The organism is Labrys sedimenti (genome assembly GCF_034424805.1).
GTDB classification, from domain to species: domain Bacteria; phylum Pseudomonadota; class Alphaproteobacteria; order Rhizobiales; family Labraceae; genus Labrys; species Labrys sedimenti.
On record NZ_JAXOUF010000001.1, the window covers coordinates 744,338 to 763,539 of the forward strand.

19 protein-coding genes are annotated in these 19,202 nt (G+C 61.7%); 8 read left to right on the top strand and 11 right to left on the bottom strand.

All coding sequences use genetic code 11. The features are described from left to right. Positions 1 to 39: 39 nt before the first annotated feature. A complete protein-coding gene (gene radA, locus U1R88_RS03485) occupies positions 40 to 1,449 on the bottom strand; it encodes a DNA repair protein RadA (RefSeq protein ID WP_322429985.1) in 1,410 nt (469 codons plus the stop codon). 190 nt (positions 1,450 to 1,639) lie between these two features. On the opposite strand from radA, the gene U1R88_RS03490 reads away from it, so the two are divergent. Beyond that, positions 1,640 to 1,954 carry a polyhydroxyalkanoic acid system family protein gene (locus U1R88_RS03490; protein ID WP_322429986.1) on the top strand — a complete coding sequence of 105 codons (315 nt, stop codon included), beginning with the start codon at positions 1,640 to 1,642 and terminating at the stop codon, positions 1,952 to 1,954. Positions 1,955 to 1,982: 28 nt separating this feature from the next. Here the strand turns inward: U1R88_RS03490 and U1R88_RS03495 are convergent, their stop codons facing one another. The 9 genes from U1R88_RS03495 to U1R88_RS03535 form a co-directional block, all read right to left on the bottom strand. Next, positions 1,983 to 2,987, bottom strand: coding sequence for a sterol desaturase family protein (locus U1R88_RS03495; RefSeq protein ID WP_322429987.1), 1,005 nt, complete (start codon positions 2,985 to 2,987; stop codon positions 1,983 to 1,985). 213 nt (positions 2,988 to 3,200) lie between these two features. Then, a complete protein-coding gene (locus U1R88_RS03500) occupies positions 3,201 to 3,587 on the bottom strand; it encodes a VOC family protein (protein WP_322429988.1) in 387 nt (128 codons plus the stop codon). Between the two features lie 56 nt (positions 3,588 to 3,643). Beyond that, entirely contained in the window at positions 3,644 to 4,750 is a 1,107-nt protein-coding gene (gene alr, locus U1R88_RS03505; protein WP_322429989.1) for an alanine racemase, read from the bottom strand. Between the two features lie 75 nt (positions 4,751 to 4,825). Continuing rightward, positions 4,826 to 6,331 carry a replicative DNA helicase gene (locus U1R88_RS03510; RefSeq protein ID WP_322429990.1) on the bottom strand — a complete coding sequence of 502 codons (1,506 nt, stop codon included), beginning with the start codon at positions 6,329 to 6,331 and terminating at the stop codon, positions 4,826 to 4,828. A gap of 154 nt (positions 6,332 to 6,485) precedes the next feature. Continuing rightward, the gene (gene rplI, locus U1R88_RS03515; RefSeq protein ID WP_068295073.1) at positions 6,486 to 7,058 is read right to left on the bottom strand and encodes a 50S ribosomal protein L9; all 573 of its coding nucleotides are present in this window, start codon (positions 7,056 to 7,058) and stop codon (positions 6,486 to 6,488) included. Between the two features lie 19 nt (positions 7,059 to 7,077). Then, positions 7,078 to 8,082, bottom strand: coding sequence for a DUF2232 domain-containing protein (locus tag U1R88_RS03520; protein WP_322429991.1), 1,005 nt, complete (start codon positions 8,080 to 8,082; stop codon positions 7,078 to 7,080). Positions 8,083 to 8,207: 125 nt separating this feature from the next. After that, positions 8,208 to 8,447: a 30S ribosomal protein S18 gene (gene rpsR, locus U1R88_RS03525; protein ID WP_068295067.1), complete on the bottom strand. Its 240-nt coding sequence runs from the start codon at positions 8,445 to 8,447 to the stop codon at positions 8,208 to 8,210. Positions 8,448 to 8,449: 2 nt separating this feature from the next. Next, the gene (gene rpsF, locus U1R88_RS03530; RefSeq protein WP_068295064.1) at positions 8,450 to 8,911 is read right to left on the bottom strand and encodes a 30S ribosomal protein S6; all 462 of its coding nucleotides are present in this window, start codon (positions 8,909 to 8,911) and stop codon (positions 8,450 to 8,452) included. Positions 8,912 to 9,220: 309 nt separating this feature from the next. Next, a complete protein-coding gene (locus U1R88_RS03535) occupies positions 9,221 to 10,156 on the bottom strand; it encodes a TerC/Alx family metal homeostasis membrane protein (protein WP_322429992.1) in 936 nt (311 codons plus the stop codon). 268 nt (positions 10,157 to 10,424) lie between these two features. Here U1R88_RS03535 and U1R88_RS03540 point away from each other — a divergent pair, with 268 nt between their 5' ends. The 4 genes from U1R88_RS03540 to gyrA all read left to right on the top strand — a co-directional run bounded on the left by U1R88_RS03540 (position 10,425) and on the right by gyrA (position 16,201). Next, positions 10,425 to 11,195: a CDP-alcohol phosphatidyltransferase family protein gene (locus U1R88_RS03540; protein ID WP_322429993.1), complete on the top strand. Its 771-nt coding sequence runs from the start codon at positions 10,425 to 10,427 to the stop codon at positions 11,193 to 11,195. Positions 11,196 to 11,351: 156 nt separating this feature from the next. Further along, on the top strand, positions 11,352 to 12,326 hold the full coding sequence (locus U1R88_RS03545) for a quinone oxidoreductase family protein (RefSeq protein ID WP_322429994.1): 975 nt from the start codon (positions 11,352 to 11,354) through the stop codon (positions 12,324 to 12,326). A 30-nt stretch (positions 12,327 to 12,356) separates the two neighbouring features. Then, positions 12,357 to 13,079, top strand: a complete 723-nt coding sequence (locus tag U1R88_RS03550; protein ID WP_322429995.1) for a class I SAM-dependent methyltransferase — start codon at positions 12,357 to 12,359, stop codon at positions 13,077 to 13,079. 392 nt (positions 13,080 to 13,471) lie between these two features. Further along, complete coding sequence (gene gyrA, locus U1R88_RS03555; RefSeq protein WP_322429996.1) at positions 13,472 to 16,201, top strand: DNA gyrase subunit A; 2,730 nt, start codon at positions 13,472 to 13,474, stop codon at positions 16,199 to 16,201. Positions 16,202 to 16,347: 146 nt separating this feature from the next. On the opposite strand, the gene U1R88_RS03560 is transcribed toward gyrA, so the two are convergent. Then, the gene (locus tag U1R88_RS03560; RefSeq protein WP_322429997.1) at positions 16,348 to 16,629 is read right to left on the bottom strand and encodes a hypothetical protein; all 282 of its coding nucleotides are present in this window, start codon (positions 16,627 to 16,629) and stop codon (positions 16,348 to 16,350) included. A 602-nt stretch (positions 16,630 to 17,231) separates the two neighbouring features. Here U1R88_RS03560 and coaD point away from each other — a divergent pair. From coaD to U1R88_RS03575, 3 genes are all read left to right on the top strand, one after another. Beyond that, on the top strand, positions 17,232 to 17,750 hold the full coding sequence (gene coaD, locus U1R88_RS03565; RefSeq protein ID WP_322429998.1) for a pantetheine-phosphate adenylyltransferase: 519 nt from the start codon (positions 17,232 to 17,234) through the stop codon (positions 17,748 to 17,750). Between the two features lie 43 nt (positions 17,751 to 17,793). Continuing rightward, positions 17,794 to 18,336: a peptidylprolyl isomerase gene (locus U1R88_RS03570; RefSeq protein ID WP_425545379.1), complete on the top strand. Its 543-nt coding sequence runs from the start codon at positions 17,794 to 17,796 to the stop codon at positions 18,334 to 18,336. 227 nt (positions 18,337 to 18,563) lie between these two features. Next, on the top strand, positions 18,564 to 19,034 hold the full coding sequence (locus U1R88_RS03575; RefSeq protein ID WP_322429999.1) for a peptidylprolyl isomerase: 471 nt from the start codon (positions 18,564 to 18,566) through the stop codon (positions 19,032 to 19,034). Positions 19,035 to 19,202 lie beyond the last annotated feature (168 nt).

Sequence of the window (19,202 nt, forward strand, 5' to 3'; positions counted from 1 at the left end):
CACCCATTTGCTGCAGCGCAATCGGCGGAAATGCCCGCTTCATGGCGAAACTTTAGTGGATTTCCGCCTTTGGCTTTCACCAGAGGCGGCAATATCCGCAACAAGTGTCGCAAGTGAGGCAACGCCGTTCACCTGCATGCCACTGTCCGAACCCGACTCGTTTCCGGGCACAGGACAGACGGCACGATGGAAACCGAGCTTGGCCGCTTCCTTCAAACGGGGCCCCATATGCGCAACCGGACGGACGGATCCAGACAGCGAGACTTCACCGAAATACACGGCATCCGCGGGCAGGGGAGCGCCCGTCAAAGAGGAGATCAAAGCTGCCGCTACGGCAAGATCGGCCGCGGGCTCCTGGATGCGCAAGCCGCCGGCCACGTTGAGATAGACATCGTGCCCCCCCAGCTTGACGCCGCAATGGGCTTCTAGCACGGCCAACACCATGGACAGGCGGCTGGAATCCCATCCCACGACCGCACGCCGAGGCGTACCGAGGCTCGTCGGCGCTACCAGGGCCTGCATCTCGACCAGAAGCGGCCTCGTGCCCTCCATGCCGCCGAACACGGCCGTGCCTGGAGATCCGAGATCGCGTTCGGACAGGAACAAGGCGGAGGGATTGGTCACCTCGCGCAGGCCGAGCCCGGTCATTTCGAACACGCCGATCTCGTCGGTGGGACCGAAGCGGTTCTTCACGCCGCGCAGGATGCGGAAGTCACGTCCGCCATCACCCTCGAAGGAGAGTACGGCATCGACCATATGCTCAACGACGCGCGGGCCGGCGATCTGCCCGTCCTTGGTGACATGGCCGACGAGAATGACGGTACTGCCGGACCGTTTGGCGTAGCGGATCAGGGCCTGCGCCGAACCGCGCACCTGCGTGACGGTACCAGGCGCCGATTCGACCGTGTCCGTCCACATGGTCTGGATCGAATCGATGACGACCAGGCGCGGCGGCGGGCCGTGCTCGAAGGTCGCCAGGATGTCCTCGACCGAGGTCTCGGAGGCCAGTTCCACCGGTGCACTGGCAAGCTCCAGCCGCTCCGCCCGCAGCCGCACCTGCGCCGCAGCCTCCTCGCCCGAAATATAGATGACCCGGGCGTTGCGGTTGGCAAGCGCCGCGCAGGCCTGGATCAGAAGGGTGGATTTGCCGATGCCGGGATCGCCTCCCAACAGGAGGACCGAGCCTCGCACGAAGCCTCCACCGGTGACCCTGTCGAGTTCCTCGATCCCCGAGACCAGGCGCGGCGCTTCGTCGGTCGATCCCGTCAGGCTTTCGAGCGCAAAGACGCGTCCCCGTCCTCTTGGACGCTGCGAGGCGGGAACGGCTGCGATGGCGCTGGCTTCCTCGGCAATCGAGTTCCACTCGCCGCAGGCATCGCATTTGCCCTGCCAGCGATTATAGGTGGCACCGCAATTCTGACAGATGAAGGAGGGGCTTCGTTTGGCCATGATGCCCTTCTAGCGGGCGGGTCGAGTCTGATCAAATCCGACAGACCGCCCCTGGCCTGTCGCCGCCCAGGCCTGCAAGTGCAATCCACAGGCCAAGAATTGAACCCACAGGCCAGGAACGACCTCCCCTTGCAGGCACATCGAGCCACAACCTATATCTTGGCAACCACGCACCACCCTGGAACAGTCCATGTCGCGCCCGCTGACCGTCACCATTCCTCACAGCCTTGGCCGTGCAGCCGCCCGCAAGCGCATCGAAGATGGCATTGCGCAACTGCGCGACAGCTATGCCGGGCAATTCACGGCGCTCGAGGAAACCTGGAACGGTGACAGGTTCGAGTGCCGCCTGAGCGTGTTCAAGCAGACCGTTTCGGGTAGCGTCGATATCGGCGACGATACGGTGACGGTGAGCATCCTGCTGCCGATCTTCCTGACGATGCTGGCAGACAAGGTGACCACGCTGATACAACAGCGCGGCCAGGTGTTGCTAGAACACAAGAGCTAAGGCCCAGCCGCATTCCCGAGCAGCAGCCTCACTCGCCGCCGGCCCGCTCCGGGTGCAGCATCATGCGTTTTGTCCGCGCGACGCTACGCCGTATGGCGACAGCGCATTTCACGATCGGGCCGAGAAAGCACCACCAGATCCTCTGATAGTCGCCGCGCTCGTCCTCCACCGTGCCGATGCCGTATTTCTGCACTTCATCCCGCGTCGCCAGATAGGCCGTGCCGGCGATCCAGTCCCAGATCGACAATCTCGAACCCATATTTTTGTCCCAGTGCTTGCGGGCCACGCTGTGATGGACCTGATGCATGCGGGGACTGATAAAGATGCGGTCCAGGATCCCGAAGCTGATGGAAAAATGCGTGTGCTGAAGCGTGCCCAATGTCAGCAGCGAGAAGATCAGCGATGCGCTCGCCTGCATCGCCAGGAGCTCGACGATGGATAAACCATAGAAGAATACGATCAAGGTAACCGGTATGACCCGGCATAGGCCAATGAATACGGCATCGAGAAGTACACCTACCGGATGCACGCGCGAGGCGGTAAGCGGCGTCAGGAAGGTGGCCGAGTGATGAATCTTATGGAATTCCCAAAGATAACGATTTTTGTGCTGGGTATAATGACTTATGAACTCTCCAAGATCGGAAAACATGAACATAATTATACATAATATGACAATCGTCACCGGCCCGGCTTGCAATTTCTGATCGAACTGGAACCAGGCACTCAGCGCCGCACCGGCCTTCTCCGCTAGGAACGTGGTCAGGATCGCTGCGAAAAGAGCCACCCATCGAAAGGAGAATTTGATGATGAAGTACAGGAGAACGTCGATTTTCGTCGAGTGACTAAGCCATCCCGAAACAGGCATAAAAAAGCGAAGAAACCCTCGAATATTTCGGCTGGCATTCGTATCGGCCAGCAAGAACAAGAAAGCAAACACACCACCCGACACGAACGTTGCCATCATCAACAATATATTGATGCGCGCCATCGCAAAATCTGTAATAGCGGCGATGACATCCGAAACGATCGGCATGAGATTACTTTCCGTAAGCTTCCAAATGGGAGACTAAAAGCAGCGCATTGCAAAATCTCGATTGTCAAAGATGGTGATGAAAGTCAACATCGCCGGCGAAATCGAGGTCTCCCGGAACAATCTCGTAGAAAATATGCTCCGTCGACGCGACATATGCGTGAAACGAAAGTCGACGACACCCGTCTTCATCGGGCTCTCGAAAGCGAGATTCCGTCAGCCGGGCAGGTGGCAGACCGCCTCGATATTATGGCCATCCGGATCGAGCACGAAGGCCGCATAGTAGTTGGGATGGTAATGAGCCCGAATTCCAGGCGGGCCATTGTCGCGCGCACCAGCGGCCAATGCGGCGGCATAAAAGGCATCCACCGCCTTCCTGTTTTTTGCAGCGAAGGCAATGTGGAAGCTGCCCTCCCTGGTGTCGCCATCCCCAAGCCAGAATTGAGGCCGCCCGTCCGTGCCATAGCCGCACTGGGCGGTGTTGCCGGTCATCTCCCGCGTGACTTCTTTTTGCACCGAATAGCCGAGCGGCGCGAGAACTTGGTCGTAGAAGGCACGGGAACGTCGATAGTCACGAACCGGAAAGCCGAAATGGTCGATCATTGCATTCTTCCCGAGCAACGCCTGTGGTGACCGACGGCAAGGGCAGGCGCTATCGCCTAGACCGCCAGGTGCCGATCATAGCGAGTCCCCAGGCTGGTGAGTATCTCATAGCCGATCGTACCGGCACGGCGCGCCACCTCATCGACCGGCAGATTGGGCCCGATCAGTTCAACCCAATCGCCCCGTTTCACCGTGTCTGCCGGCAGATCCGTCACGTCGATCGCCGTCATGTCCATCGAGATGCGTCCGGCGATCAGGCAGTATTTGCCTGCGACATACGCCAGCGCTGAGTCGAAATCGTCGGAGGAGGAGCCCGAACGCATATAGCCGTCGGCATAGCCGATAGCCACCATCGCAATGCGGGCGGGCTGCCGACTCGTCCAGGTCGCGCCATAGCCGACATATTCGCCGGGAAGCACGTTGCGAACCTGCAGGACCTGGGCTGAAAGGGTGATGACCGGCCGCATCGGATTGGGTTGACCGGGCAGGGGGTTGGAGCCGTACAGCGCCACGCCCGGACGCAGCAGATCGTAGCCGATCTCTGCCGGCAGGAAGGTGCCGTAGGAATTGCAGAGCGAGGCGGGCACATCCGGATAGAGCGATCTGACGCCGGTAAAAGCCTCGAACTGCCTGGCATTGAGCGGATGTTCGGGCGTATCGGCGCAGGCGAGGTGGCTCATCAGCAGGGAAGGTCTGAAGAGCTCTCCCTCCGCGGCCAGGGCATGGGCTTCGTCGATGCGCAGCCCGAGCCGGGACATGCCGGTATCCACGTGCAAGGCGGCACCTCCCTGCCAGCCGGTGGCGGCAACGAAGGCGGACCATTCCCGCAATTCTTCGCGCGAGCCCAAGGCCGGCCTCAGGGCATTCGCGGCAAACCTGTCGCCATGGCCGGGCGCAAGGCCGCTCAGGACATAGATCGTGGCATCCGGAGCGAGCTTGCGCACGCGAATACCTTCGTCGATCTGGGCGACGAAGAAGGTACCGCAGCCTGCCCGGCTAAGGGCGGGTACGACATTGTCGATGCCCAGGCCATAGCCATCGGCCTTCACCACGGCCGCACATTCGGCCTTAGGCCGCTGCTGCCCGCAACGCCGCCAATTGGCGGCGAGGGCGTCGGTGTCGATGGTCAGGCGGGCATAAACGGGAGGCAGGGAATCGGTCATGCGCAGACCATAGAGCGGGTTGGAATCTGGCGGAAGGCGGGACCGCAAAGATCGCGCCTTCCAGATGGTCGACGCCTATTCGCCAGTCTGGATCGGCAGATGATCGGTGCGGGCAAGATTGCCGAAACGAGTGACGTCGGCGTCGAACTGCACCTTGACGGTGCCGGTCGGACCGTGGCGCTGCTTGCCGATGATCACTTCGGCGACACCGGCCAGGCTTTCCATCTCGGCCTGCCATTTGAAGAACTCCTCGCTGCCTTCCTTCGGCATCTTGTTCTTCACGTAGTACTCCTCGCGGAACACGAACATCACCACGTCGGCGTCCTGCTCGATCGAGCCGGATTCACGCAGATCCGAGAGCTGCGGACGCTTGTCGTCACGCGATTCCACCTGACGCGAGAGCTGAGACAGGCCAATGAGCGGCACATTCAGCTCTTTGGCCAGCGCCTTGAGGCCCGTCGTGATCTCGGTGATTTCCTGCACGCGGTTCTCGCTGCCCTTCTTGCCCGAACCGGTGAGGAGCTGGATGTAGTCGACGATCAGGAGGTCGAGGCCGCGCTGGCGCTTCAAGCGCCGTGCGCGCGCCACGAGCTGGGCGATGGAAATGCCGCCGCTGTCGTCGATATAGAGCGGCGTCGCCTGCATGTCCTGGCTGGCGGTGACCAGGCGGCTGAACTCGTCCTCCGAAAGATCGCCGCGGCGGATCTTGTAGGAAGGCACGTTGGCCTGCTCGGCCACGACGCGGGTGGCGAGCTGTTCGGCGGACATTTCCAGCGAGAAGAAGCCGACCGAACCGCCATCGATGGTCTTGCGTGAACCGTCTGGCAGGATCTCGAACTGGTAATTCTTGGCGATGTTGTAGGCGATATTGGTGGCAAGCGAGGTCTTGCCCATGCCGGGACGACCGGCAAGAACGATGAGGTCGGACGGCTGCAGGCCGCCCATCATCCTGTCGAGATCGTCGAGGCCGGTGGCAAGACCCGACAATTGCCCATCGCGCTGATAGGCGGCGGAGGCCATGTCGATGGCATCCTTCAGCGCATCCGAGAAGGTCGAGAAACCGCCTTCGTTGCGTCCCGTCTCGGCCAAAGCGAACAACCGGCGCTCTGCCTCCTCGATCTGGTCCCCGGGGGTCATGTCGACCGGGGCGTCATAAGCGACGTTGACCAGTTCCTCGCCGACCTGGATCAGGGAGCGCCGGAGAGCGAGGTCGTAGATGATCTGGCCATAATCGGCCGCGTTGATGACTGTGGTCGCTTCAGTGGCGAGGCGGATGAGATATTGCTGCGTGGTGAGCCCGCCAATGTCCTGGTCCGGACCGAGAAAGGTCTTCAGCGTGATGGGCGTCGCCATCTTGCCGGCGCGCACGAGGCTCGAGGCGATCTCGAAGATCCTGCGATGGAAAGGGTCGAAGAAATGCTCGGGCAGCAGGAAGTCGGAAACCCGGTAGAATGCTTCGTTGTTGACCAGAATGGCGCCGAGCAGGGCCTGCTCGGCTTCGACATTGCTGGGGGCCTGCCGAAAGGTCACGGCTTGGCCGGTCTCGAGCTTGTGTACGGTGGCTTCGACAGGTGTGGACATCAGGCTCTTGGGATCGTGATTCGTCGGGCAGCAAGCTTAGCACGCTCGCCGCTCCCCTTGGCCTTTGATCGGCAATTCACAGTGATTCACAACCGGGCAAAATAAAAGCCGGGCGACAAGCGCCCGGCTCTTGATCGTGTCGAAGGGTCGAGAATCAGACCTCGGGCTGCTCGCCGGTGCCGGGAACGCCGGGGATCTCGATGTCCTCGGGGTTCTCGAAGGTGTCCTCGTCGTCCTGCGGGGCCAGCACGTCTTCGCCGCGGATCTGGCGCTCGGCTTCTTCGGGCGAACGGGCGATGTTGGCGGTGACGGTGACTTCCACTTCCGGATGCAGGTGGACGAGCACCTTGTGCAGGCCGATGGTCTTGATCGGGGTATTCAGCACGAACTGCGAACGAGCCACGGTGAAGCCGCCGGTGGTCGAGGTCTCGGCAAGGTCGCGAGCCGTGACCGAACCGTAGAGCTGGCCGGTCTCGCCAGCCTGGCGGATCAGCGTGAAGGTTTGGCCTTCCAGCTTGGCGGCAACGGCTTCGGCTTCCTTCTTGAGCTCGAGATTGCGGGCTTCGAGCTGCACGCGCTCGTTCTCGAAGCGCTCCTTGTTGGCCTTGGTGGCGCGCAGGGCCTTGTTGTTGGGCAGAAGGAAGTTACGGGCATAGCCGTCCTTCACCTTCACGGTCTCGCCCATCTGGCCAAGCTTGGAAACGCGCTCCAGCAGAATGACTTCCATGTTCATCTCCTTTGTTCGTCTATCGGGGGGTACTGGGGGTATTGGAGCGGTCGCCAAAGCGGCCGCGCAGATTGAAGAAAGTCTCGACCAGGCCGAACACGATCATCAGCGGCATCGCGATCCAGGACAGGAACACACACAGCAGATAGGTCACGGCCAGGATCAGCGGACGCATGGCTCCGCCACGCGTAAGGACATGCACCGCGGCAAATCCCTGGACCAGGAAGGCACCGAGCAACGCCGCCAGCAGCAACTGCCCGGCAAAGCCGACCGTGCCTGGAAGCAGCGAGACGGCGCTGGCAATCGCCAACAGGCCGAGCGACCAGATCGGGAGGCGGAGTTCAGCCGCCACGTCGGGCCAGGGGCGGGGCAGGCGGCCCGAGATCAGGGCAATGCGTGCCGACAGCCACAGGCCTCCAAGATTGGACACCGTGGTGAACAAGGCGGCGAGCGGCAACAGGATCACGCTGAAGACCTGCAGGAACGCTTCCGGATCCACGCCGTCCTTGGCGGGAATCGGTTGATCCTTCGATCCGCCCATCATGATGCGATAGGCCTGCATGAGTTCGGTGCGCAGATTGGCCAGCGCCTGTTCGGGGGTCGAGCCGAGTGCGAGGATGCCGAAAAGGGTCCCTGCCATTCCCAGCACGGCAGCGACGACCGCCAAGGTGCCAAGCGAGAGGGGCGCACGATCAATCGCACTGTCGCCATAACCGGCGACGGCGAGATAAGCCAGTCCCCAGGCCGGCAGGGCTCGGGAAACACCGAACTGCAGGGCGAGACGGAAGGGGGAGGAATCGGAAGATTGGGCGGCGACGCCCGAGGCAACCAGGGCCAGCACTGCCATGGCGGCGATGGCGGCGGCAAGGCCGGCACGGTATCCCCAGCACAGCGTGGCCAGGGTGATCGGCAACGCGGAGAGAACCGAGAGCAAGATGCCGAAGCCCGAGCCGCTCAGGGGAGCGAGCGCCAGGATGGCTGCGGCAAGGCCGGCACCAAGGCCGATAGGAATATCGCGTTGCATCGTCGAGCTGTCCCGCTGTCGCGGTTAGAGGTCTTGTGGTGAAGACCCCAGCCATGGCCGGATCGCCCGGCTGACTGTCGTTGGAGATAGGCGGCGAGGCACAAAAGCGCCTCGCCGCAAAGTCATCAGCCGATCACGTAGGGCAGCAGGCCCAGGAAACGGGCGCGCTTGATGGCCTGAGCCAGCTCGCGCTGCTTCTTGGCCGAAACCGCGGTGATACGGGAAGGAACGATCTTGCCGCGCTCGGAAATGTAGCGCTGCAGGAGCTTGACGTCCTTATAGTCGATCTTCGGCGCATTCGGGCCCGAGAACGGGCAGGTCTTGCGGCGACGGAAGAAGGGGCGGCGTCCAGGTGCGGTAGCCATGATCACTCTTCTCCCTGCTGCTCTTCCGAAGAGCCTTCGAAGCGCTCGCGGCGCGGGCCACGATCATTGCCGCCCGAACGGGGGCCGCCACGGCCGCCGCCGAAGCCGAAGCCGCGGTCGTCGTCGCGACGCTCGTCGCGATCGGACTTGCGCAGCATGGCCGAGGGACCTTCCTCGAGCTCGTCGACGGAAAGGGTGAGGAAGCGCAGGATATCTTCGGAGATCGACATCTGACGCTCGACTTCAGCCAGGGCCGCATGCGGCGCGGTGATGTTCAGCAGCGTGAAATGAGCCTTGCGGTTCTTCTTGATGCGATACTGCAGGGACTTGACGCCCCAATATTCGGTCTTGCCGACGGTGCCGCCATGCGCTTCGATGACACCCTTGAACTGGGCGGTCAGCGCTTCGACCTGCTGGGAGGTCACGTCTTGGCGAGCCAGGAAGACATGCTCGTAATTCGGCATGAGATGGCCTGTCCTTTGGTTACAACGCGTCGTGGTTGTCACGTTCGCCTGGCGCGAAGCCCCTCGTGACCCGGCAGGCCGTCGAGGAATGTCTTAAGAGGGCGAAGACACGGGATGCCGGAACCCTGGGGGTTCCTCTGCGCAAGCGCAGCCATCCGTTCAGCCTCCGGCCGAAGCGAAGCCGGGTCCATACAGAGTTTGCCGCATCAGCGCAAGGACTAAGTTGTCTATACCAGATGCAGGCCGCCGTCGCATGCGATCAATTCGAACATCTACACGACGGGGCGTCGCCCGATCCGGTTGATGCGATCAGGTTTTCGCGGAAGTCAGGATCGAGGCGAGGATGGCGATCCCCAGCGTCGCGAAGGTGATCGCCATGGTCAGCACATTGTCGAACTCGCCGACGAGGCGCTCATAGAAAATCACGACGCCGATAAAAACCAGCAATGCCGCCAACGCGACCTTCAGATAGCGAAATTTGGCGATGAGCGCGTCGATGACGAAATAGAGCGCCCGCAGACCGAGAATGGCGAAGATGTTCGAGGTGTAGACGATGAAGGGGTCCTGCGTCTGGGACAGCACCGCCGGCACGCTGTCCACGGCAAAGACGATGTCGGCCACGTTGATCACCGCAAAGGCGGCGAACAGCGGTGTCGCGTGGAGGACGGGCTTGCCGTCGCCATCGAGCAGGCGGACGAAGAAGTGCTCGTTCTCGATTTTCGTCGTCATGCGCAAATGGCGCATGAACCAGGCAACCGCCCTGTTCTGGTCGAGGTCCACCTGTTCGTCCACGCCGCGCAGCATGCGCAGCCCGGTCACGACCAGGAAGAGGCCGAACAGATAGAGTACCCAGGCAAATCGCGCCACGATTGCCGCGCCCAAGCCGACGAAGACGCCCCTGAGGACGATGGCGACGACGATCCCCCAGAACAGCACGCGATGCTGATATCGGCGAGGCACGCCAAAAAAGGCGAAGATCACCGACATCACGAAGACATTGTCGATCGAAAGCGACTGCTCGAGCGCATAGGCGGTGAAGAACAGCGATCCTTTCTCCGGGCCGAAATACAGCCATGCGCCGCAACCGAACATGGCGGTCAGCACGGCATAGGCCGCCGTCAAACCAATCGATTGGCCGAGCGACAGCACCGGAATGCGGCGATTGAGATAGCCCAGATCGAAGATGAGAATGACGGTGATGGACGATGCGAAGATCGCCCAGAACCACGGGGGCGCTCCGAGCATATCGGTGGACGCCAGAGATAGTCCGGACCATTCCATGGATCGCGCGCTCGTTTTCGGCTTCCGGCTCGGCGATGTGGGTGGTTCATGCAGTGATGGTGCCGGGGAGGGGATGTGTCAACCGCCGGCCGCCCCCTGCGAGATCGCATGGTGGACGGACGTGCCTGCGCAGACGTTCTTGTGGGCACCCGGGCCTGGAGACGAAAATATTCTAGCGCCGGGGTTATGTGGCGATATGATGACGCTCCCTCAGTAGAGAATCCGAGCAGCGTTGGCTTCATCACCTCCTATACCTTCCGGCAATCCGATAACCCCGCAGCAGAAGCGGCTGGCTTTCGGTGTGCATCTGTTTACGGCCAGCGGCGTGCTGTGGGGATTTCTTGCCCTGATAGCGGCTGTCCAGCACGATTGGCGCACGATGTTCGCCTGGCTGGCGCTCGCCCTGTTCGTGGACGGCATCGACGGCACGATTGCCCGCAAGATCAACATCACCGAAGCCTCGCCCCGCTGGTCGGGCGTCGCTCTCGATCTGATCATCGACTATCTGACCTATGTCATCGTCCCGGCCTATGCCCTCTACAGTTCGGGCATGCTGGGCGGTTCGAGCAATGTGCTCAACCTCATCGCCATGGCCGTGATTCTTCTCACCAGCGCGATGTATTTCGCCGACAACGAGATGAAGACGGAGGACGCTTGGTTCAAGGGCTTTCCGGCGGTGTGGAACCTGATCGTGTTCTATTTCTTCCTGCTCAGCCCGGCCGAGCCGACGATCCTCTCCATGACGATCATCTTCCTGGCGGTGCTGGCACTCGGCCTGATGACCTTCGCATCCTTCGTCTTCGTGCATCCGTTGCGCGTGGCCAAGCTGAGGCTGCCTACGCTGATCCTGCTGGTGGTATGGTCCGTGCTGGCAATCATGGCGATCTGGGAGAATGTCGATCCGGCCCCCTGGGTCACCTGGGCGCTTTGCATCATCGGCGTCTATTTCCTGATCCTCGGATATTTCCGCACGGCGCCGGTTCATGATCGCATGGCCAAGTAGTGTCCGAGGCCCGGGTGTTTCCATGACTTCCGGCGGCCCTGGACATCATCGCAAGCGTCGGTAACATCGTCGGGTGGCAGGACGTCGAGCCATGCTGCAAGCCACCTGAAAGCGCCCCTTCGTTTCATCACGTGATTTCAACCACAGGTATTTGCCATGCCCGCAGCCATTCGCGTTCATCAGACCGGCGGCCCCGAGGTTTTGACCTATGAGGAGGTCGCCACGCCGCTGCCCGCCGCCGGCGAGGTCCTGATCCGCCAGCATGCCTGCGGCGTGAACTATATCGATACCTATTACCGCTCCGGCCTCTACAAGGCGCCGTCCCTGCCGTTCACCCTCGGCGCGGAAGGGGCGGGGGAAGTGATCGCGGTCGGCGAGGGGGTGGGCAACTTCAAGCCCGGCGACCGCGTGGCCTATGCCGGTGCCGTCGGCAGCTATGCCTCCGAGCGCACCTATCCCGCCAACCGGCTCGTGCCGTTGCCGGAGGCGATTTCCTACGAGCAGGCAGCCGGCATGATGCTCAAGGGCATGACGGCGCAATATCTGATCCGGCGCACTTTCAAGGTCTCAACCGGCCAGACGGTCCTGGTGCATGCGGCCGCGGGCGGTGTCGGGCTGATCCTGTGCCAATGGGCCAAGGCGCTCGGCGCGACGGTGATCGGCACGGTGGGCTCGGAAGAAAAGGCCGCGCTGGCGCGCGCCAACGGCGCCGACCACACCATTCTCTATCGCAGCGAGGACTGGGTGAAGCGGGTGGCCGAAATCACCGATGGCCGCAAATGCGAGGTGGTCTATGACGGTGTCGGCAAGGATACCTTCCCCGGTTCGCTCGACTGTCTGAGGCCACTCGGCATGTGGGTTTCCTTCGGCAATGCCTCCGGCCCGGTCGAGCCGGTTCCCATGCTGCTCCTGTCCCAGAAGGGTTCGCTCTTTGCTACCCGCCCAACCTTGGGAACCTATGTTGCCGAACGCGCCGACCTGCTGGCGACGGCCGGCGACCTGTTCGAGACGGTCGCCTCCGGCAAGGTGAAGATCCCGGTCAACCAGCGCTATCAGCTCAAGGATGCCCGCAAGGCGCATGAGGAACTGGAAGGGCGGGGCACGACGGGATCCTCGATCCTGTTGCCGTAGGGCGTCACGAAACGTTAGTTGCGGTGGCGAATGACCGAAGACATCTATGACCCGCAATTCGTGAAAGGCGTCTTCGATCGCTGTTCCGATAAATATATCGCGTTCAGCACCTGGTGCTCGCTCGGCTTCACTGAACGCTGGCGCCGGCAATGCGTCGAGGCGCTGCCAGCGCCGCCAGCCCCGGCTGCCATGGGCTATGATCTCATGGCCGGCACCGGCGAGGTCTGGCCTCATCTCCTGAAACGCCATCCGACGACCGCAAGCATCATCGCCGTCGATATCTCCACGGGCATGCGTCAGCGCGCGATGGCCCGCCTTCATGCTCACCGGGCCCACAAGATCGCCTTCATCGAGGACGACGTCCTGTCCAGCAATTTACCGGACAGCAGCGCGGATTTCGTGATTTCGACCTTTGGTCTGAAGACGTTCAATCCTGGCCAGCATCGCAAACTTGCAGCCTTGATCGCCCGCTGCCTCAAACCGGGCGGTTGTTTCTCGCTGATCGAGGCCTCCGATCCCAAGGGATGGTGGCTTCGTCCGCTCTATCTGTTCCATCTCAAGATGGTGCTGCCCATGATCGAGCGCTTCCTGCTGAAGGGAGCCCAGGACTTCGCCATGATCGGCACCTACAGCACCAATTTCGGCGATGCCTCCGCCTTCGCCCGCATGCTGGAGGCGGAAGGCCTGCAGGTTGACTACCTGAAGTTCTTTTACGGATGCGCAACCGGTGTATGCGGACGCAAGCCGGCATGAGCAGGTGCTTTCATCGTCAGGGCCGCTCGCCTCACGCATGCCATGTTTTTCGGCTCCAGAGCATTCGGTAAGAGTCGCGAATAACCCTTTGAAAGACAAATCGAAGAATGCTGTTGGCACCGGAAGCGCCAGGGTGGTACCGGGGGGCGGAATGGGCTAAAGCGTTTGGCGATTTAATGGAATCACTGAGAGTCGCCAAAGCGTGTTGCGATTTGAACGGACGACTTCAAATCGCAAAGATGCGTCGAAACAAGGTGCTAGAGCAAATTGGCGTTCACGTTTGAGCGCATTTTGCCTTGGGACGCGTCGAGAACGAAGAGCGTGAGCAAGGAGCGTTTCCCAAGACGCGATTTGTTCATGAGGACGCCGCAGAATCGGTTTGAGGCCGTGCATTGACTGACGAAAACGACAAGAGGCCGGATGACGGGGAACCGTCCGACATCCGCTCGACTTCCATCACCGACGAGATGAGGCGCAGCTATCTCGATTACGCCATGAGCGTGATCGTGAGCCGTGCCCTGCCGGACGTGCGTGACGGCCTGAAGCCGGTCCATCGGCGCATCGTGCATTCCATGTACGAGAACAACCACACGCCCGACCGCAAATACGTCAAGTCGGCCAACATCGTCGGCGCCGTCATGGGTCAGTATCACCCCCATGGCGACCAGTCGATCTACGACGCCCTGGTCCGCATGGCCCAGCCCTTCTCCATGCGCCTGATGCTGGTGGACGGGCAGGGCAATTTCGGGTCGGTGGACGGCGATCCGCCGGCGGCGATGCGCTACACCGAGTCGCGCATGTCGAAGGCCGCCGTGGCGATGATCGACGACATCGACAAGGCTACGGTCGACTTCCAGGAAAACTATGACGGCACCAAGGAAGAGCCGTCCGTCCTGCCGGCGCGCTTTCCCAACCTGCTGGTCAATGGTGCCGGCGGCATCGCGGTCGGCATGGCCACCAACATCCCGCCCCACAATCTCGGTGAGGTGATCGACGGCTGCCTAGCCTATATCGACAATCCGGCCATCACCATCGACGATCTGATGGAACTGATCCCGGGCCCCGATTTCCCGACCGCCGCCAACATCGTCGGCCGCTCGGGCATCCGCTCGGCCTACAACACCGGCCGTGGTTCGATCATCATGCGCGCCAGCGCCACGATCGAGGAAATCCGCAAGGACCGCGACGCCATCATCGTCACCGCCATTCCCTACCAGGTCAACAAGGCGACGTTGCAGGAGCGCATCGCCGAACTGGTGCGCGAGAAGCGGATCGAGGGCATCGCCGAAGTCCGCGACGAGTCCGACCGCCAGGGCATGCGCCTCGTCATCGAGCTCAAGCGTGACGCGGTCGGCGAGGTGGTGCTGAACCAGCTCTACCGCTTCACCTCGCTGCAGACCAGCTTCGGGGCAAACATGGTGGCGCTGAATGGCGGCCGCCCCGAGTTGCTCAACCTCAAGGACATGATCTCGGCCTTCGTCGACTTCCGTGAGGAGGTGATCAGCCGCCGCACCAAATATCTGCTGAACAAGGCGCGCGACCGCGCCCATATCCTGTGCGGCCTCGCCACCGCCGTCGCCAATATCGACGAGGTCATCCGCATCATCCGCACCAGCCCCGACCCGAACACGGCCCGCGAGGCCTTGATGGGCCGCGATTGGCCGACGGGCGATATTGCGCCACTGATCCTGCTGGTCGACGATCCCAAGCACCCGATGAACGAGGACGGCACCTACCGCCTCTCGGATGCCCAGGCCCGCGCTATCCTGGAACTGCGCCTGGCCCGCCTGACGGCTCTCGGGCGCGACGAAATCGGCGACGAGCTGCAGACTCTGGCCGACCAGATCCGCGACTATCTCGACATCCTGCGCTCACGCGCGCGCATCATGGCGATCGCCCGTACGGAACTCGAGGAGATGAAGGCGCTGCACGCCACGCCGCGCCTCACCGAGATCCTCGATTCGGATGCCGATTTCGAGGACGAGGACCTGATCCAGCGCGAGGACATGGTGGTGACCGTGTCCCACGCCGGCTATGTCAAGCGGGTGCCTCTCTCCACCTATCGGGCGCAGCACCGCGGCGGCAAGGGCCGCTCCGGCATGCAGACCAAGGAAGAGGATTTCGTCACCTATCTGTTCGTGGCGAACACCCACACGCCGGTGCTGTTCTTCTCCTCCAAGGGACGCGTCTACAAGGAGAAGGTCTGGCGTCTGCCGCTGGCGGCGCCCCAGGCGCGCGGCAAGGCCTTCATCAACCTGCTGCCGATCGAGGCGGACGAGCGGATCACTTCGATCATGCCGCTGCCCGAGGATGAGAACCAGTGGGCGACGCTGCACATCATGTTCGCCACCTCCTCCGGCACGGTGCGGCGAAACGACCTCTCGGACTTCGTCCAGGTCAACCGCGCCGGCAAGATCGCGATGAAGCTGGAGGAAGGCGAGCAGATCCGGGACGTCTCGATTTGCACCGAGGCAGACGATGTGCTGCTCACCACCGCTCTCGGCCAGTGCATCCGCTTCCCCGTACCCGACGTGCGCGTGTTCAAGGGGCGTGACTCCATGGGCGTGCGCGGCATCCGGCTGGAGGGCGAGGACACCGTCATCGCCATGGATATCATCGCCCACCGCGAGATTTCTCCCGAGGAGCGATCCGCCTATTTCAAGATGCGGCGCGCTGTGGCCGGTGAGACCGAAAACGGCGACAACGGCGTCGAGGATACCGAGGAGACGAGCGACACCTCTGTGGAAATCTCCACCGAGCGTTACGCCCAGCTCTCGGCCGAGGAGCAGTTCATCCTCACCATTTCCGAAAATGGTTATGGCAAGCGCTCTTCCTCCTACGAGTATCGCATCACCGGACGTGGCGGCAAAGGCATCGTGGCCATGGCCGTCAACCAGCGCAATGGCAAGCTGGTCTCCTCCTATGCCGTCGAGCACAGCGACCAGATCATGCTGGTGACCGATGGCGGCCAACTCATCCGCTGCCCGGTCGAGGGCATCCGCATCGTCGGACGCGGCTCGCAAGGCGTCATCGTCTTCAACACGGCCGAGGGGGAGAAAGTCGTCTCCGTCGAGCGCGTCAGCGATGAGGGTGACGAAGACGAGGAAGGCGGCGAAGAATAGCCCCAAACAAAAAAAGCGGCACCCCGCGAAGGGTGCCGTTTGTAAGTTCCGGAAGGGCTTTTGCGATCAGCCGAACCGGCGGTCTTGGAGGGAGGAAGCCATCACATCACCACAGGTTACGGATGATGCGAGGGATAATAAGGGGATCATTGCGGCAGCTTGACCTTGACCAGCGTGGTCTTGCCGGTGTCCTGATAAACTTGGATCAGCGTCACCGGCGGCATCGCCTGCTTGGCAGCGGCATCGCCTGCGCAGGCGGCAATGATTGAATTCTTGCTGCAATCGGCAGCGAGGGATGCAACGTTCAGCCTGTCGCCGCGGCTGGCGGCAACCTGTTGGGGCTGCATGCGGGCCACATCGAGAAGAGAGGCGGCGGCGAGGGCGAAGAGGCTTGCACCGATTGCCAGAGCGGGGCGAAGGGTTGTCATAGCCATGCATCCTATCAGTTCAGGTATGTCTCAACCTTGTTTGATCACTTATGACTCATTAACCATGATGCGACCGTGACTCGCCGTGCGCTTTCGCACACGCCGTCCTCGCGGGTTGGGCGTTTGCGCGACAAGGGCGTTGGAGACGAGAACAGCGAGGGCCATGTGCATCAACCGTTTTGGGGCAGAATTTACCCGTTGGATCGTAAATTCCGAGGCATTTCGCTTGAACTGTGTCGTGCCCCGGATAATGCGATGGCCGGCCAGAAAGTTCCCTGAGCGGTCGATCATCGGAACGATTTTCGTTGCCTTCCGCAGACGGGCCTCGCCTCAATGGTCGGCGCAGAGTGTACCAAAATGAAACATTCCGGATGCCTGGACCTTCGGCTTAAGCCTTAGGGCGTGCCATCGGTTATAGTCTGGAGTTTGACGAGGTTAATAATGGTCGGATGGGAAGGGCAAGCGTTGCCGAGACTTCGCGTCACGGCAAGCAAGGCGGCCAGGCTGCAAGGCTTTTGTCCTCGATTGCCTTCCCCTCGGCGATCACTACGCCGTCAAACCCGAGATTATAGCCAACGATACGCTCCAACGATGAGAGTGCCATGACTTCAGCCCATGCCACGCCTAGGACGGCCTTCTATGCGGGCTCTTTCGACCCTCTGACCAACGGCCATGTCGACGTCATCCGGCACGCTGCGGCCGTAGCTGATCGATTGGTGGTCGCTATTGGCGTGCATCCTGGCAAGGCTCCCTTGTTCACGGCAGAAGAGCGCATGGACATGATCCGCGAGGATTGCGGCCCCTTGCTCGGTCCTGACCAATTGGAAGTCGTCACCTTTGCGGATCTCGCCGTCGATGCGGCCCGGCGCGTGGGAGCGACCTTGCTGATCCGCGGCCTCAGGGACGGCACCGATCTCGACTATGAAATGCAGATGGCCGGCATGAATGCGGCCCTGGCGCCCGGTGTGCAGACCGTATTCCTGCCATCCTCGCCGATCGTGCGCCCTATCACCGCCACGCTTGTGCGCCAAATCGCGGCCATGGGTGGCGATGTCTCCGGATTCGTACCGGCAGGCGTGCTGCGCCGCCTGAAGGCGCGGTTCGCCAAATCGACGCCCTAGGGCAAAACCCCGCAATCCATTCCGTCTTCGAGGGAGACAATCCTTGCTTCGTATTCTTTCTGCTTTGGCCGTCGTGATCGGCCTTTTCGCCGTGGCCCCCGCTCAGGCTGCGCAAGCCGATGCCAACACCGTCTATCTCGACACCCAGTATGGCCGCGCCACCATCAAGCTGCGTCCCGACCTCGCACCCAAGCATGTCGAGCAGATCAAGACGCTGGTGAAGCGCGGCTTCTACAACGGCATCGTCTTCCATCGGGTGATCGAGGGTTTCATGGCCCAGACCGGCGATCCCACCGGCACCGGCACCGGCGGCTCGGACCTGCCTGACCTCAAGGCCGAATTCACCAACAAGGCCAAGTTCGTGCGCGGCGTCGTCGGCATGGCCCGTTCCTCCGATCCGAATTCGGCGAATTCGCAGTTCTTCATCATGTATGCCCCGCAGGCCAGCCTGGATGGCCAGTACACTATCGTCGGCGAAGTGGTGTCCGGCATGGACGCCATCGACAAGATCAAGAAGGGCGATTCCAGCGACAACGGCATGGTCAGCAATCCCGACAAGATCATCAAGATGCAGTTGGCCAAGTAGATATGTCGTTCCAGGCGCATTGCAGCATGAAATGGTGCAATGTCGACCAGTAACCGCGCTCCAAATGAAGCGCCTCATTCGTCATACGGTTCCGGATCTGCGCAGCATCGCTTCGCGCCGCAGCGCATCCGGGATGACCATGGCACCATTCGCCAATTGCAAGAAGGGCGGCCAGGCACTATCTAGCCGTCATTCCACTTCACTTTCCGAAAGAAAGGAGCGTGCCGATGGCCGCTGATCCCGAAAACACGATCGTCATGGAAACCACGCAGGGCCGTGTCGTCATCGAACTGCGTCCGGACCTCGCCCCCCAGCATGTCGAGCGCATCAAGCTGCTCGCCCGCGAGAAGTTCTATGACGGCATCGTCTTCCATCGGGTGATCGATGGTTTCATGGCGCAGGCCGGCTGCCCCGACGGCCGCGGCACCGGCGGCTCCAAGCATCCGAACCTGCCGGCCGAGTTCAACGACGAGTCGCATGTGCGCGGCATCTGCTCGATGGCCCGTTCCTCGATGCCGAACTCCGCCAACTCGCAGTTCTTCATCGTGTTCGACAACGCCAAGTTCCTCGATCGCCAGTACACGGTCTGGGGCAAGGTCGTCGAAGGCATGGAGAATGTCGACAAGATCAAGCGCGGCGAGCCGGTGGTAAACCCCGACAAGATCGTCTCGATGCGCGTTCAGGCCGACATCGTCTGAACAAAGCCGAGACAGAAGATCGGGCACTACCGGAGAAATCCGGTGGTGCCCTTTGCAGTTTAAAACGTCATTGCGAGCGCCGCGAAGCAATCCAGGTGCCATGAAACGCAGAGCCTGGATTGCTTCGCGGCGCTCGCAATGACGCCCTGTAACAAAGCACCGTTAAAT